Here is a 14,632-nt window from a genome sequence, read left to right on the forward strand (position 1 = left end):
GCTGATCTCTATCTCCAAAAATTCTTATGAGCGTCGTCCCTTCCTATACCTGTACATCATCTCCTGGTTAGAAAGCTAAATTGAAAACGTGCTGTTCTTGGAGATCATGCGCCACAACGCCCTCAGGGTGAAGTAGAGCTAAGTTTTAAGGCTGATTTAGGGAAAATAGGGCAGAAACTGGGTTGGCGGTTCTTTCCTTTGTTATTAGGAAAGACAATATTGTATATTCGGCTGTGCAGTACCGGTTATCGGATCAATGGGAGAAGGATAAACGGAAGTTTGGCTCCATCCTTAGGGCCAATAACCGGAATTGTTCTGTTTATACAGCAGTTGTGCTAAATATTAAAAAACTTGAAGCGACCATTAATATACTTTCAAGAACTAAATACTTGGGATAAAGTTACTATCGGACTTTATCTTAATATATCGCTTGGACTGTACTTTCTTTATGCAGGTTCAGAATTAGTTGAAGAGAAGAAGGACATTTTGTTTTGGTATCCATATGGGACTCAGTTGTTCCTATACTTTGTGAACTATAGGTCGCTTAGGAATAAATCTGTTTATGCAATTTGGTTTCTAATTGGCTTATTCCACTACTACTTCTATCTGAATTTGATTAGTGACCCTCTGCTGGAGGGGGTAAAAGTACATGCTGCAACTGGATTGAGGAATACAGTTATTCTACTCTCACTCTTTCAGGTTTTAAGAATTGTAAGCTTAAAAATCCAAGGTGAGGAATTAGTGTGCCCCAGCAAAAGCAGAACAGATTTGTTTGAGGAAAGAGATGTGACAATAATAGATTTTATCCTTTTTGTTATTTATATATTCTTTTTGGTCATGCTAGGGCTTAATTTCCAGTTTGACAAGTAGAAAAAATACTTAGCACAACAACACCTAAACGCCAGCATCGGCCGACGGCCTCCGCCGTCGTTTAGCCTAACCGTTGTAGCCAATTTGAAAAAAGAGACGAGTGAATAAAAAGCCTTTATTATGGATTGTAAGTGTATGGGTAGTTCTTACAATTGTGAATTACTACTTTGTCCCATACTTCATAGTTGCACTCGAATGGCTAATTCTGTCCTTCGTTCTTCTCATATGGACAATTAGACAAATAGTCAAACTGATTAAGGAAAGAAAAAATTTAACCCGAGAGAGAATTGCATCAGTTGCAGTCATTTTGACTTTGTTCCTATTGACTTTATTTCGACAACCTGTAAGTCATATAATTGAGAAAGCCGATTGGCACATATTTTATAACAAAAGAACAGAAGTTGTAAAACAAGTAAAGAATGGTGAATTAAAGCCAAATGTGAATTGGAACGGTTGGGTTTGTGAATTACCGTACGAATTTCCAGTAATATCAAATGGTGGAAATGACATTGGAATTTCTAAGAATGAAAGCACAAACCAAGTAACTGTGACTTTTTGGGTCTTTAGAAATTTCTTCAGTGCCCCTTCAACTCACTTCGTGTACACCAATCGAGAAGAAGATATAAAATATTATAATGAACTTATTAAACGAAATCCTGAAGACAATTGGAAAATAGAAGAAAATTGGTATCGAACATTTCACGAATAAACAAAAAACAGGCTACAACAAAGTATATAACTTATGGTGGCTGAATTCGCTACGTATCCATATTCAGTTTCGGCTAATAGGAAGGTGCTTCGAAACCGCCACAGGCCATATGCAAACCGTTAGCTGCAAGTTTATACAACTATTATAGAAAGTAAAACCATATTGAATTTTCAAATAATGGGAGACATTGTATATCACTACACGTCAATTGAGGTTTTAAAAAAAATTCTTACGGGAAATAAATTGAGGTTTACTAAAATGAATTCCTTAAATGATAAATCTGAATACAAGCATGGAATACAGTTATTAAAAAACAAAATTATTGAATTTGAGATAAATAATAATATTACAAATGGATTCGATACCGATTTGCTTGATATCTTTTCATTCCCCAACAACCTATATTCAATATCTTTCACTAAAAATGGAGATGATTTAGCTTTTTGGAATAGCTATTATGTAGATAAAGCTACAGCAGTTTGTATAGGCTTCTTAAAAGATAAAGTATTTAATAATGATTTTATTATAAATCGATGCACTTATTGAGACCCTTATCCACCAATGAGTAATGAACGTTACTTTTGGTTTACTAAAATATTTAAAAATCAAAATATATTACAACTTTCAAAGAACAGAGAATATATTCAAATCACTTTCCAAACAGCTCATATAAAAAATAAAGCGTTCGAAATTGAACAAGAATCTAGGGCGGTTTCTTTTGGCACAAAGGCTGCTGAATTTGGAAAATTTAATAGAAATGGAAAAGAAGTAGAATACTTTGACCAAATATTTAACCTTGATAGCATTTGTGAAATAGTAATTGGACCATCAAGTACACAAGAACTAAATTTTTTACATGTTAGGTCACTTATGATGGACCAAAATCTGAACTGCACTATAAAAAAATCGTCAATTCCATTAGAACTTTAATTAAACCTACAGCTAACATTGTATAAACAGCAGCCAATGACCGACGGCCTTGCCACCGTTTACACTAACCTTTAGCGGTCATTGTAATAAAATATATACTTTAATCATGAGGAAAGTAATTGCCGCTTCAACATGACGCTTGACGGGGTTTGCGACCATACAGTGGGCATTACCGATGAAGATTTACATCAACATTATGCTGAGCTTTTAGACAATGCGGGAGTTATATTATATGGCCGGACAACTTACCAACTTATGCAATTTTGGCAAACGCTGTTAAAAAATCCTTCTGGTCAGAAATCAATGGACGACTTCGCTTTAGCAATAGACAAAGTACCAAAAATCGTTTTTTCGAAGACCTTGAAGAATACCGAATGGGACAGTGCGAAGCTGGCAACAAAAGAAATTGAAAAGGAAGTTTTAGAACTCAAACAACAATCTGAATCTCGGAAAGATATTTTGGTCGGCAGTCGGAGTTTAATTATTCAGCTTATGAACCTTAATCTGATTGATGAGTTCCAGCTTTGTATTCACCCAATGATAGAAGGAAAAGGTCTGCCGTTGTTTGACCAGATAAAAGAGAGAACAATTTTCAAACTTTTAAATACCAAAACCTTTAATTCAGGCGCAATCGTCCTCTATTACAAGCCGACACAACAGTAAACAACGAACTGCTGATAATATGTAAACACCATGCCACGACGACGGCCTCTCACGTCTCACGGACTAGACCGCGATAATTAAAACTAAAAAGACTCCATGGAAATCAATAAATTAAACCCAAGGCCAGACCTTATGGAAAATACCAGAGAAAGCAAAGCGTACCTTCAGTTTGAGAAACTTCTGAGTGAATTATCAAAAAGGAATTTACCCGATGAAGTTCTGGCATCCATCAATAAGGAGATAGAGGAAATAAACTCAATTTCTGTTTCCGGATCCATTTTAATGAAAGAGGTCAAAAAGAAGCAAACAGGTATTCTCAAATTAGTTGAAAAGGACCTCAAGTTGGTTCCCAAAGCACATTACCGCAACATGTGGCTCGCAGGGGGTTTGTCTGCAATTGGGCTTCCCATTGGGGTTACTTTTGGATTGGCACTCGGGAACATGGCTTTTCTGGGCTTAGGACTACCCATAGGACTGGCCATTGGTAGTGCCGTTGGTGCAGGAATGGACAAGAAGGCCTTTGAAGAAGGAAGACAATTAGATGTAGAAATCAAATACTAAGCACAACATTGTTTAAGCGCATTGCGGGCTAAACAACTGAGCTTTGACCTTTTTATTTTACCTTTATCTCCTAGCGGCAGATCTGTGAATTGCTCTAGATTCAGACTTCGCTTATTATTGTCCGGTAGTTCTCCTGGAAGACGAATTGACCGGTAGCTACGCCTGAAAGATATCAGCAAGGGCGCCAGGAGATAAACAGCAGAATCATTAGATTTCTGTAGTAAAAGCAATAGAACGGCCAACAGAATGTTACATCAATACCACCCTTAATGGACTTTACACCTAAAAACATCCGCACCTTTATTGGGGCAAAAGATTACGAAACATCAAGGGCGTTCTATCGGTCGCTTGACTTTGAAGAAGTTATTCTAAGTGATAAGATGAGCTTGTTTAAGGTGAATGAGCACTTAGGTTTTTATTTGCAGGACTATTATGTAGCCGACTGGATAGATAACTCCATGGTGTTTATGGAAGTAGATGACATAGAAAAATGCGAAGCAGAACTACTCAGCAAAGACTTACCCAATAAATACCAGGGCGTAAAACTGACGGAGATAAAGCAATTTGACTGGGGAAGAGAACTATTCTTGATTGACCCATCCGGGGTTCTATGGCATTTTGGCCAATTCAGCAAATAAACGCAGGGCACCTTACCTGAAGGCATAAAAAGCTATCCCTTGGTCCGGAATGAAAGGAATGTGCCGGTGCAGAAAATCATGCGGCGGAAGGCGAATAGACTCAGGTAAAAGCAGCCCTGAGATTTGGGCCTACATTTCAAAAAACAGCCCAAAACCGGCAAGATCTTTCAATTCTCTTCTAAAGGCCTTTTGTTTCGTAGCTTCTACTAATCCTATCTACTTTCTCATTTTGCAAGCGCTTCTTGCAAGTCCTTCCTTATCCTGTTTTTGGCTTTGTTTCAGAAAACCAGGCCATAAACAGGATAGCGAATTTTGTGAAATCAGAATAAGTACTCCTTGTCAAATCCCTTGCTTTTGAATGTGCGATGCCATTGGTGCCAAATACTAAAAGTAACCTCCAGAAAGCTATTTCTGCCTGATGGAGGCCAAGCCTGTTTCTTTCTCCAAAACCGCCAATACTCTTCTTTGATACATCCGCCCGATGGGAAGTTGGAGGTGATGCAACCACACGTATTTGTGGGAAAAACCGGTAAGGTTAGCCAGGGAAATGATAAATGATCGGTGAATCCGCAGAAAGCCAGGTTCCGGCAGTTTCTCCTCCATTTCTGAGATAGAATGGTAGGTTTTAAACACTTCGGTTTTGGTGCAGATGAGCAGGTAATTTCGCTGGGCCTCCAGGTACAGAATTTCGTCCGTGAAAATCTTCATCATCTGCCGATCGCACTTTATGAGAACAAAGGGGCGGTCCAACTCTGAGGAAGTGCGTGCCGGAATTAAAGCAGAGGGGGCAGAAAGGGCCCAAAACCGCTGCACCGCTTGGGAAAACCGCTCAAAGGAAATGGGTTTCAGCAGAAAATCTACGGCCTGCACGTTGAACCCTTCCACGGCGTATTCAGAGTAGGCGGTCGTGAAGATGAGGGCGGGCAGGTTTTGCTGCGTCTTGGCAAAATCAATGCCCGACAGGCCCGGCAGGTTTATGTCCAGAAACACCAGATCCAGGTTGCCTGCTTGCAGAAAGGGCTGGGCCTGCCGGATACTGGTACAAACGCCCGCCAACTGCAATGAGGGGGTGCGGTCTAGGTGCAGCCGGAGAATGGTGGCGGCAGGCGCCTCATCTTCAATGATCAGGCAGGAGGCGATCTTATTGGGGTCCATGCAACCGTACCGTTAGATGAATGGAGAAACTTTCCTCTTTTTTCTGCGCCAGTAACTCATGGTCATGGGGGTAAAGCATTTCCAACCGCTTTCTGACATGGCGCAATCCAAAACGGCTACTCCCCTCCTGCCCCACCAGAACTGATCCAGAGGAAGCCGATGGGGAGGGCAAACTGTTTTCCAGGAGCACATTCAGTTTATCCTGCTCTACGGCTAGGTCTAGTTTGATCCAGCCGGTGCCCAGGTCATTGTCCAGACAGTATTTAAAGCTGTTCTCCAGAAAGGGCTGGATCAGAAATGGCTCCAGGTATTTGCCCTCCACCTCCCCCGATACGGAAAAACAGATGTCCAGCCTATCTTCAAACCGAAGTTTCTGGAGAAAGATATAGTTGCGGAGGTAGGTGATTTCGTCTGTTAACCTGAGGCGCTGGTGCGGCACCTGGTACACCGAGAACCGGAGCAGTTCAGAGATTTTCAGAACAATTTCGGCGGACTGATCAGACTTCTCCAGAATCTTGGCATACAGTCCGTTGAGCACATTGAAAAGAAAATGCGGGTGAAACTGCCCCCGGAGGTAATCCAGTTCCGCTTGTATCTTTTCGGTCTGTATCTCCTGCACTTTGCCAGTGGCGGCGGCCCACTGGTGAAAAAGCTTCAGGCAAAAAGGCAAGGTCACCACAAACTGCAGCTTGAGCACATTGTACAGAAACGGCGGAATGCTGAGGAGCGGCTCGCGGGCATAATCGGTGAGGAAATAGGGCAGTATCAGGTAGTTGTCTATGATGCGCAGCACCCCGGCAAAAATCAGCAGCAAGGAAACGTACCCCACCAGGAAAAGGCCTCGCCGGTTTCCGAAAAACAGCCGATCCATGAGAGGTCCGGTGATCAGTTCCACAAACAGCACCTTGGGCAACAGGCTGATGAGTTCATTGATCAAAGAAGTGCCCACCCGGCCAGACGGAAGGCCCTGTACCAGCCCAAAAAGCAGCACATACGCGACCCAGTACATCACCGAGGTGCGGCCAGTCAAAGAGCCCGTGGGGTTGAACAGCTTTTTTAGTTCCATACAGCAGCCTGAAAGGTAACAGTTTCCGGAAAGAAGTAAATGCCCCTTTAGGCGCAACAAAGGAGATTTCTGAAAGCAGTTGGTTGTCTGTCCTGCAAAACAGGCTGTTTGCATAAGGAATTTTCAGGGCGAGGGTTCTGCGGCTATTTTCATAAAATAACCTTTAAAACACTCCACACCCTGGCTTGCTTATGAAAAAATCACCCTTCTTTTTGCTCTTCTTCCTGGTGCTGGCCACCACTACTTTGCGGGCACAGTCTACGGCGGTCTACCCTACAAACTGGTGGGTAGGCATGAAGATGAACAAGCTCCAACTGCTTCTGCGCAACCCCAGCCTGGACATTGGGCAGCAAAACGTAAGCATTCAGTACCCCGGCGTGACGGTGGTCAAAACCCATCGGTTTGAAAACCCGCACTACCTGGCGGTAGACGTAGAAATTTCCCCCGGTGCCCCGCCCGGTCAGGTGCCCATTACGCTGAAAGGGAAAGGCAAAACCCAGACCTTGAAATGGCCGCTGCGGCAACAGCGCGAAGGCAAAGGAACGACCTACGCCCAGGGCGTCACCTCTAGCGACTTCATTAACCTGCTCATCACAGACCGTTTCAGCAATGGAAACCCGGCCAATGACCGGATTCCCCGCCTGCGCGACCAATCCCTGAACCGTGACTCCATGTACCTGCGCCACGGAGGCGATTTTCAGGGCATCACCAAGCACTTGGATTACTTTCAGGACTTGGGCGTGACCGCCCTTTGGCTGCTGCCGGTTCAAATCAACGACCGCCCCAACCGCACCGAGCACGGCTACGCCATCACTGACCATTACCGCATTGATCCGCGGCTGGGCGGCGAAGAGGCGTACAAAAAGCTGAGCGAGAGCCTGCACCAAAAAGGCATGAAACTGGTCATGGACGCGGTCTACAACCACGTGGGGCTGCAGCATTTCCTGGAAATGGACCCACCCGCCTCTGATTGGATGCACCGCTGGCCCACCTATACCCAGACCACCTATAAAGAGCAAACCCTCTTTGATCCCTATTCCGCTCCCTCAGACCGCAAGAAGATGAGCGACGGTTGGTTCGATGACGGCATGCCTGACCTCAACCATCACAATCCCTTTATGGCCAACTACATCATTCAGAACCTGGTGTGGTACGTGCAGGAGTTCGGCATTGACGGCATCCGGATTGACACTTATACTTACAGCGACCTGGAATTTGCGAACCGGTGCAACCAGGCATTGATGGAGGAATACCCTAAGCTCACGCTGTTCGGGGAAACCCGGGTATTCGGGACGCCCAACCAGGCTTATTTTAACCAGAACGTGATGAACCTGCCCTACAAGAGCAATCTGCCTGGCTCCGTGGATTTTCAGCTGCTCTACCATGGCATTATTCCGGCCTTGACGCAGCCCTTCGGGTGGACCGACGGCGTCAACAAAATGTACAACACGCTCACCAACGATTTCCTGAACCAGGACGCCACCCGCAACGTGCTCCTGCTGGACAACCATGACGAACCGCGCTTTTTCTCGGTGGTGGGCGAAAACGTTGAAAAGCAAAAAATGGGCTATAAATGGCTGCTCACCTGCCGCGGCGTGCCGCAGATGTACTACGGTTCTGAGGTGCTGCTGAAAGGCTTCACCAACCCCGACGGGCTGGTCCGGTCTGATTTCCCGGGAGGCTGGCCTTCAGACAAAAAGAACGCCTTCACGGGCCAGGGCCTGACCACCGATGAAAAAGCCGTGCAGGACCTGGTCAAAAAACTGGGACAATTCCGGAAAACGTCTTCGGCGCTGAAAACCGGCAAGCTGATGCATTATGTGCCCAACCAGGGCTTGTACGTTTACTTCCGCTATGATGCAGACCAAACCATCATGTGCGTGATGAACACAGACACCAAGCCCCGTACCCTCAACTTCGGCCACTATGCTGAGCGCACGCAGGGCTTCTCCCAGGCCCAGGACATCCTGGAAGCTAAATCCCTGAGTTTGTCTTCTTCCCCTACCATTCCGGCTATGCAGATGTGGGTGCTGGAACTGAAGAAATAGCTGGGTAAATTTGACCCAATTTTTCTGAAAGGATAGAACGGGCTTGCCCCGGTTCTATCCTTTTTTTGAAGCCTTTGCTACCTCGCAGATGGAATAGGCTTCATTTAAATTCAAGGTTTATCACCTCGGAACTGGCAAAGGAATGGATGCCTAAGTGATCCCAGGTCTGGAAATCAATTGGAATTTATGACTCTATCGGGGTGATCATTTTTACGTTCATATAAAGGTGAGATCGTAGTAAAGAAGATTTAAACGGACTACCTGTTAATGGAAAGGCAATCTTCCCTTCTGGCGGAGAGTAACCTATCTTTTCCAGACTCAAATAAGCCTTTTGACCTAGATGTGCATTGACACCATAGGAGTTTCTGATGTGAACTAAATAGGCTGCAGAAATGGGTTGACGCATGAAAAAGCATACCGCATCAGGAAACAAGGAGCATGAGATCCTGAACATCGGCACGCTTGAGATGTTTGAACGCCTGATCAACCATGATACAAACTTTCATGATGCTGATTTAATGGTAATGCCCGGCACCCTGGAAGACAAGCACAAGAACTGTGATTCTATTCCGGCCCTGAGAAGGCAGTTCAACCTCATTTACCTGTTGCTCAGCGGCGAGCATGACGTAAAGCTAGGCGCCGACCATCTGAAGTTGAACCCCAATGACCTGGTCATTGTCCCTGAAAACATGCTTTACGCCAGTGACCATATCAAAAACTGTCAGGGTTACTGCATCCATTTTAAATCTGAATTCCTGCAGCCCCACCTTTCCAGGCCCTTGCAGGAGGAATTTCCTTTTTTCCACTTTGACGCGCCGCATATTGTGAACCTCAACCAGAGTGAGAGTGACCTGGTGCAGACCTCGTTCAAAAACATTATAGAGGAAAATGAGCGCTCTTCGCCGGAGAAGAACTTCCTGCTCTGCCACCTGATTCTCATTCTGCTTTTAAGGGTCCGCGAAATCTACCGGAAGCATGTGATGGAATTAAAGCAAAACCTGACCAGGCATGAGCACTTAGCCAAACAGTTCAAACTGCTGGTGGAGAAACACTTTATCCAAAGCAGAACGGTGAATGACTATGCAGAGATGCTGAACATTTCTCCAAGGCATCTGGCAGAGGCGGTGAGCCAGACCTTCGGGCGTTCTCCTTTGCAGATCATCCATGACTTGCTGCTGCTGGAGGCCAAGGTTCAACTGGTTTCCACTGACAAGACGGTTTCAGAGATCGCCTATTACCTCAATTTTGATGACCAGCCCCATTTCACGCATTTCATAAAAAAGCGGACCGGCTATTCTCCCTCTGCACTGCGCAGGAAAGGGTGAATTTTTACATGCTTTGCCCACTTATTTACAATTCCGGGTCAGGCATACTTCTTTCATTTGCGGTGTACAAAAGCTACTACTGTCATGGAAAAAGTAATCACCGAATCGAAAAAAGCGGAGTGGAAAAACTTCGGCGAGGCCGATGAGGTCCGCTGGTTCCCTAATGGAAGGCTTGAGCTGGTGAAAGTTGGCGGGGCCACCGTGGGCCGGGCCTTTTTGGAGCCTGGCTGGCGCTGGTCCACCTCGGTACAGCCCATTGCTAAAACCCACAGTTGCGAAGCTGCCCACTTTCAGTACCACGTGGCAGGAACCCTGCATGTGGTGATGGATGACGGAACAGAATTTGACTGCAAACCCGGCGATGTATCTCTGTTACCCCCTGGCCATGATGCCTGGACCGTGGGTGATGAAACCGCCATTGTGGTTGATTTCCAAGGAATGGTAGACTACGCCAAAGAATTGTAGGCCGCCCTTCATTGGATTTCACCAATTTACCACCCAACTTTAGGGAGATTTACGCTCTTCCTGTAGCCGATGCCAGAAAAGTAAGTGCTCTGTACCGCCAGGAATCATCTTAACCCAGGGCCATTAACCAAACAGACGCTTACTTTCCTTGACTTCGGCCGCCCAGACCTACCCCAAGTTTTACCTTTACAGCCGCATTGTAAAGGCAAAACTCTTTATTGACTCAAATTACCACCAGAACCTGGACCTGGAGAATATCTCTGATGAGGCCTCCTTCTCAAAATTCCACTTCATCAGGCTCTTCAAATCCATCTACGGCAAAACGCCGCACCATTATCTCACCCAGGTAAGGATTGAAAAGGCCAAGCATTTCCTGCAGACCAACTGCACCGTAACCGATACTTGCTTTAAAGTGGGTTTTGACAGCATCACCTCTTTTACCGGCCTTTTCAAAAAAACAGTAGGGAAAACACCCTCAGAATACCAGCAACTGTACTGTTTAAGGCAAGACCAGATCAAGGCGCAACCGCTCAGGTTTATCCCGGGTTGTTTTGCCTCGCAGAAAGGCTGGGCCGAGAAAAGCAATTTTGAAGAGGTCCGGTAAAGATAAACTTCAGACTTTTGTGTCATTGTAAAACAGAAACCAGGAAAGCAATGATTACAAAAATGAACCACGTGAGCGTGTTTGTTCTGAACCAGGACAGCGCTTTTGACTTCTACGTGAACAAACTCGGCTTTAAAGTACATACAGATGCCTCCATGGGACCAGGTATGCGGTGGCTCACCGTCTGCCCCCCAGAGCAACCAGACCTGCAGATCTCTTTGATGTCTATTGAAGAAGGCATGATGTTCAAAGGCGAGGCTGCGAATCAAATGAGAGAGTTGGTAAAGAATGGCACCTTTGGCTTCGGGATTTTTGAGTGCAACGACCTGAACGCCACCTACGAAGAAATGAAAGCCAAAGGCGTAGTCTTCAAGAAACCGCCCACCAAAGAATTCTACGGCTACGAGGCCCTGTTCTCTGATGACTCAGGCAACTGGTTCTCTTTAGGCGAAAAGCAGGAAGCATAACTCACAATTGAGTAAGCCACCGGATAGTTAAACCAGACCAACTATACTTTGCCAGATAATAGGTCCGGGCAGTCTCCCTAAGCAGAGGCTGCCCGGACTTTTTTGCTGGAAAATCCTCTTCCCTTCTGTCACCCTGTATCTTTTAGCACCAGCTTTCCAGTTAAGCATTCCTTGCGGTATTTCCCTCCAATCCAAAATAGGTGCTGAGTTTTACAGATTCCTTTCTTAGTTTCAAGGCCGATTTAACCAAAACACCTCTGAAACCAACTCTGTAAAAATGGAAAGCACCCCGATCTTAGTAGAAAGTACCGTAAATGCCCCTTCAGAAACCGTCTGGCAAGCCCTTACCCACAAGGAGCAGATGAAAGAATGGTACTTTGACCTGGCAGAGTTCAGACCAGAGGTTGGTTTTGAGTTCCAGTTCTCCGGCGGCCCTGAGGACAGAAGCTATCTGCACCTGTGCCAGATAACGGAAGTGGAGCAAGGCCGCAAAATCGCCTATAGCTGGCGCTACGACGGCTACCCCGGCAACACCCTGGTGACCTTTGAACTGTTTCCCCAGGGAGATAAAACCCAAGTAAGGCTCACCCATACCGGGCTGGAAACCTTCCCTGTCAGTAATCCAGATTTTGCCCGTACCAACTTTGAGGCGGGTTGGAATGAGATCATTGGTCAGCTCCTGCCTGCCTATCTGGAGAAGAAAACTGCTTAGATTATCTTCACTCCCGAAGAACAGACTTTCTGAAGGGAGCCTATAAGTTTAGATATTTTCACTTTGTTTATGCTTGGCCAGCCTTGCTTTTGGGATGTTTTCTGAAAAACATCCCCAAAGCAAGGCTGGCTCTTCTTTGAAAAGTAAGGCCATTTTCTTACACCCAACTCTCACCCGTACGTGTCTGAAACGCCCATGAAGCGACAGCCCTCCGCCTCTCATCAGCCACGAAAACCAACCTTCTTCTTTAAAACCCGCAGTTGGGTTCCGGTATTAGGTCTACTGGTGGAACCTGGGATTCTTACCGCCTACAGAACTGCTACTGCCCCAAAGTAGCCATTCTGTAGCGCATAAAAGGACCGGTCATTCCCACCAAAGGATTGCATTTAAAAGCGCATCAGCCAACGGCATTAACTGGAAACCGGCGTTAAACAGAGCCACGCAGCAGGTGAATAAGAGCAAAGGCTAGGGTTCATGCGGGCACGGACCGGATCAACGTCCCTAATCACTTCCAGTCAAACACCGAACTGCACTTGCAGGAAGGCGCCAATTTGCTATTCAGTTCTGATACTTGGTAACTCCTGTGATTCGCTGATAACAGCGAAGAAAGCTTGTTTAATCCAAGCAGTTTCCCTCATTGATTTACTTGTCCCGGCCACTCTTCTATTACGCGTCAGACAAGAAGAACCTTTGTTCAGCCCTGATCCTTTTCTTCTCCCTCTAAGCGAAGGAAAATTATAACAGAATTTTCGTGGCCCTTGTAAAATCCGGTGGCAATTACAGGTCGTAGGTTCTGTCATTCAATCACTTAAACCTATGTAATATGAAAAAAAATTATCGCTTTCAAGTATGGGTTTCGGGCCTGTTCTGCTTTTCTAGTCTTCTAACATCCTGTTCAGAAGACGTACTGGAATCTAAAGACCATCTAAACGCTACATCTGGCTTAGAAGCGGTGGTGCAAAGTGATGTAACCTTTTACGCCCTCACAGACAATAATCAACTGGTGAAGTACACCACCGGTGGCAAGGTGCAGGAAGCAGGAGAGGTGAATATCACGGGCCTGAGAAGTGGTGAAAAACTCCTGGCCATCGACTTCAGGCCGGCTACCGGGCAACTCTACGGGGTGAGCAACCAGAGTTACCTGTACGTGATCAACCAAAACACCGGAATGGCCACCCAGGTGGGCACCATGCCTTTCTCGCCGGCCATAGATGGTACGCAGGTAGGGTTCGACTTTAACCCAACGGTAGACCGCATCCGGCTGGTGACGGATAAAAACCAAAACCTCAGACTGAACCCAGAAACGGGAGCGGTAGCAGCCACAGACGGAGCCCTGAACCCCGGCGACCCAGATGTGGTGGCGGTGGCCTATACCAACAGCATGGCAGGCGCTACTTTTACTACCCTCTATGACATAGATGTAAAAAGCGATAAGCTGTATATCCAGAATCCGCCTAACGCCGGTACGCTGGTGGAAGTTGGCCGCCTGAATGTGCAGGCGGTGGGCGAAGGAGGTTTTGACATAGCCCCGGATAATTCGCTGGCCCTTGCGGTGCTATTCGGGCGGGGTGGCGGAAGCGAGAACCAGAAAGAAGCTTCCAACGGAAACAAATACCGCTTCTATAGCATTGACCTGGCTACCGGCAAAGCCATGAACCTGGGCAAAACAGACCGTACCCTTCTGGGCATTGCCATTCCTAGCAATCCGGTAGCCTACGGGGTAGATGCCAGCAACAATCTGCTCATCTTCAATCCGTACAGTGCCTCCATGGTGGTCTCCAAAGCCATTACCGGCCTTAAACCCGGTGAGCGAGTATTGGGCATAGACATGCGCCCGGCCACTTCACAGCTTTACGCGCTGGGCAGCACCAGCCAACTGTATACTGTGAACCTGGCTTCGGGTGTCGCCAGCCCCGTAGGTACGCCGTTCACCCCTGCCTTGTCCGGGGAGTATTTCGGGTTTGATTTCAACCCTACGGTAGACAGAATACGGGTGGTGAGCAATACCGGCCAGAACCTGCGCCTGAACCCCAACACCGGCACGGTAGCCATGGCAGACGTGATGCTCAATCCGGGTAGCCCAGCGGTAGACGCCAGCGCTTATACCAATAACTTCGCCGGGGCTACCACCACCGCGCTGTATAACATTGATTACAACACCAATGGTCTTTACCTGCAGAACCCACCCAACGCCGGAACCCAGGTGTTCATTGGCAGCCTGGGAGTAGCCACCGGCCCAAACAGCGGGTTTGACATTGGAGGCGTAAGCGGCACCGCGTTGGCTCTTCTGCAAACCGGCGCACAATCCGGCATTTACCGCATCAACCTGAGTACCGGCAGTGCTACCCTGGTGTCTACCCTTTCGCAGACTCCGGTAAGCTTTGCCCTTGGGTTGGGCTTTTAATCAAATTGGTCTATT

16 protein-coding genes are annotated in these 14,632 nt (G+C 46.5%); 14 read left to right on the forward strand and 2 right to left on the reverse strand.

All coding sequences use genetic code 11. The features are described 5' to 3' along the window. The first annotated feature begins 351 nt into the window (after positions 1-351). From J3P34_RS00615 to J3P34_RS00645, 7 genes are all read left to right on the forward strand, one after another. Entirely contained in the window at positions 352-870 is a 519-nt protein-coding gene (locus tag J3P34_RS00615; RefSeq protein WP_210485954.1) for a hypothetical protein, read from the forward strand. Positions 871-970: 100 nt separating this feature from the next. After that, entirely contained in the window at positions 971-1,579 is a 609-nt protein-coding gene (locus tag J3P34_RS00620) for a hypothetical protein (protein ID WP_210485956.1), read from the forward strand. A gap of 177 nt (positions 1,580-1,756) precedes the next feature. Continuing rightward, positions 1,757-2,125 (forward strand): hypothetical protein, encoded by a 369-nt coding sequence (locus J3P34_RS00625; RefSeq protein ID WP_210485958.1) that lies wholly within the window; start codon positions 1,757-1,759, stop codon positions 2,123-2,125. A 15-nt stretch (positions 2,126-2,140) separates the two neighbouring features. Beyond that, complete coding sequence (locus J3P34_RS00630) at positions 2,141-2,509, forward strand: hypothetical protein (RefSeq protein ID WP_210485960.1); 369 nt, start codon at positions 2,141-2,143, stop codon at positions 2,507-2,509. Positions 2,510-2,641: 132 nt separating this feature from the next. Next, complete coding sequence (locus J3P34_RS00635; RefSeq protein ID WP_210485962.1) at positions 2,642-3,172, forward strand: dihydrofolate reductase family protein; 531 nt, start codon at positions 2,642-2,644, stop codon at positions 3,170-3,172. A 96-nt stretch (positions 3,173-3,268) separates the two neighbouring features. Next, positions 3,269-3,733, forward strand: coding sequence for a hypothetical protein (locus J3P34_RS00640; protein ID WP_210485964.1), 465 nt, complete (start codon positions 3,269-3,271; stop codon positions 3,731-3,733). A 269-nt stretch (positions 3,734-4,002) separates the two neighbouring features. Continuing rightward, positions 4,003-4,371, forward strand: a complete 369-nt coding sequence (locus J3P34_RS00645) for a VOC family protein (protein WP_210485966.1) — start codon at positions 4,003-4,005, stop codon at positions 4,369-4,371. Between the two features lie 405 nt (positions 4,372-4,776). Here J3P34_RS00645 and J3P34_RS00650 read toward each other — a convergent pair whose 3' ends face one another. Then, entirely contained in the window at positions 4,777-5,526 is a 750-nt protein-coding gene (locus J3P34_RS00650; RefSeq protein WP_210485968.1) for a LytR/AlgR family response regulator transcription factor, read from the reverse strand. Further along, complete coding sequence (locus J3P34_RS00655; protein WP_210485969.1) at positions 5,513-6,592, reverse strand: sensor histidine kinase; 1,080 nt, start codon at positions 6,590-6,592, stop codon at positions 5,513-5,515. Before J3P34_RS00655 ends, J3P34_RS00650 begins: the two co-directional genes overlap by 14 nt. Before the next feature lie 191 nt (positions 6,593-6,783). Between J3P34_RS00655 and J3P34_RS00660 the strand changes: the two genes are divergently transcribed. The 7 genes from J3P34_RS00660 to J3P34_RS00690 all read left to right on the forward strand — a co-directional run bounded on the left by J3P34_RS00660 (position 6,784) and on the right by J3P34_RS00690 (position 14,617). Continuing rightward, positions 6,784-8,640 carry an alpha-amylase family glycosyl hydrolase gene (locus tag J3P34_RS00660; protein ID WP_210485970.1) on the forward strand — a complete coding sequence of 619 codons (1,857 nt, stop codon included), beginning with the start codon at positions 6,784-6,786 and terminating at the stop codon, positions 8,638-8,640. A 404-nt stretch (positions 8,641-9,044) separates the two neighbouring features. After that, positions 9,045-9,965, forward strand: coding sequence for a helix-turn-helix transcriptional regulator (locus J3P34_RS00665; protein WP_210485972.1), 921 nt, complete (start codon positions 9,045-9,047; stop codon positions 9,963-9,965). Between the two features lie 84 nt (positions 9,966-10,049). Beyond that, positions 10,050-10,430 carry a cupin domain-containing protein gene (locus tag J3P34_RS00670; protein ID WP_210485974.1) on the forward strand — a complete coding sequence of 127 codons (381 nt, stop codon included), beginning with the start codon at positions 10,050-10,052 and terminating at the stop codon, positions 10,428-10,430. Between the two features lie 148 nt (positions 10,431-10,578). Further along, a complete protein-coding gene (locus tag J3P34_RS00675; RefSeq protein ID WP_210485976.1) occupies positions 10,579-11,034 on the forward strand; it encodes a helix-turn-helix transcriptional regulator in 456 nt (151 codons plus the stop codon). A gap of 50 nt (positions 11,035-11,084) precedes the next feature. Continuing rightward, positions 11,085-11,501, forward strand: a complete 417-nt coding sequence (locus tag J3P34_RS00680; protein WP_210485978.1) for a VOC family protein — start codon at positions 11,085-11,087, stop codon at positions 11,499-11,501. A 277-nt stretch (positions 11,502-11,778) separates the two neighbouring features. Next, positions 11,779-12,213: an SRPBCC family protein gene (locus J3P34_RS00685; RefSeq protein ID WP_210485980.1), complete on the forward strand. Its 435-nt coding sequence runs from the start codon at positions 11,779-11,781 to the stop codon at positions 12,211-12,213. A gap of 955 nt (positions 12,214-13,168) precedes the next feature. Then, a complete protein-coding gene (locus J3P34_RS00690) occupies positions 13,169-14,617 on the forward strand; it encodes a DUF4394 domain-containing protein (protein WP_210485982.1) in 1,449 nt (482 codons plus the stop codon). Positions 14,618-14,632: the final 15 nt, after the last annotated feature.

This window comes from Rufibacter aurantiacus (assembly GCF_017916345.1).
Classification (GTDB): Bacteria; Bacteroidota; Bacteroidia; order Cytophagales; family Hymenobacteraceae; genus Nibribacter; species Nibribacter roseolus.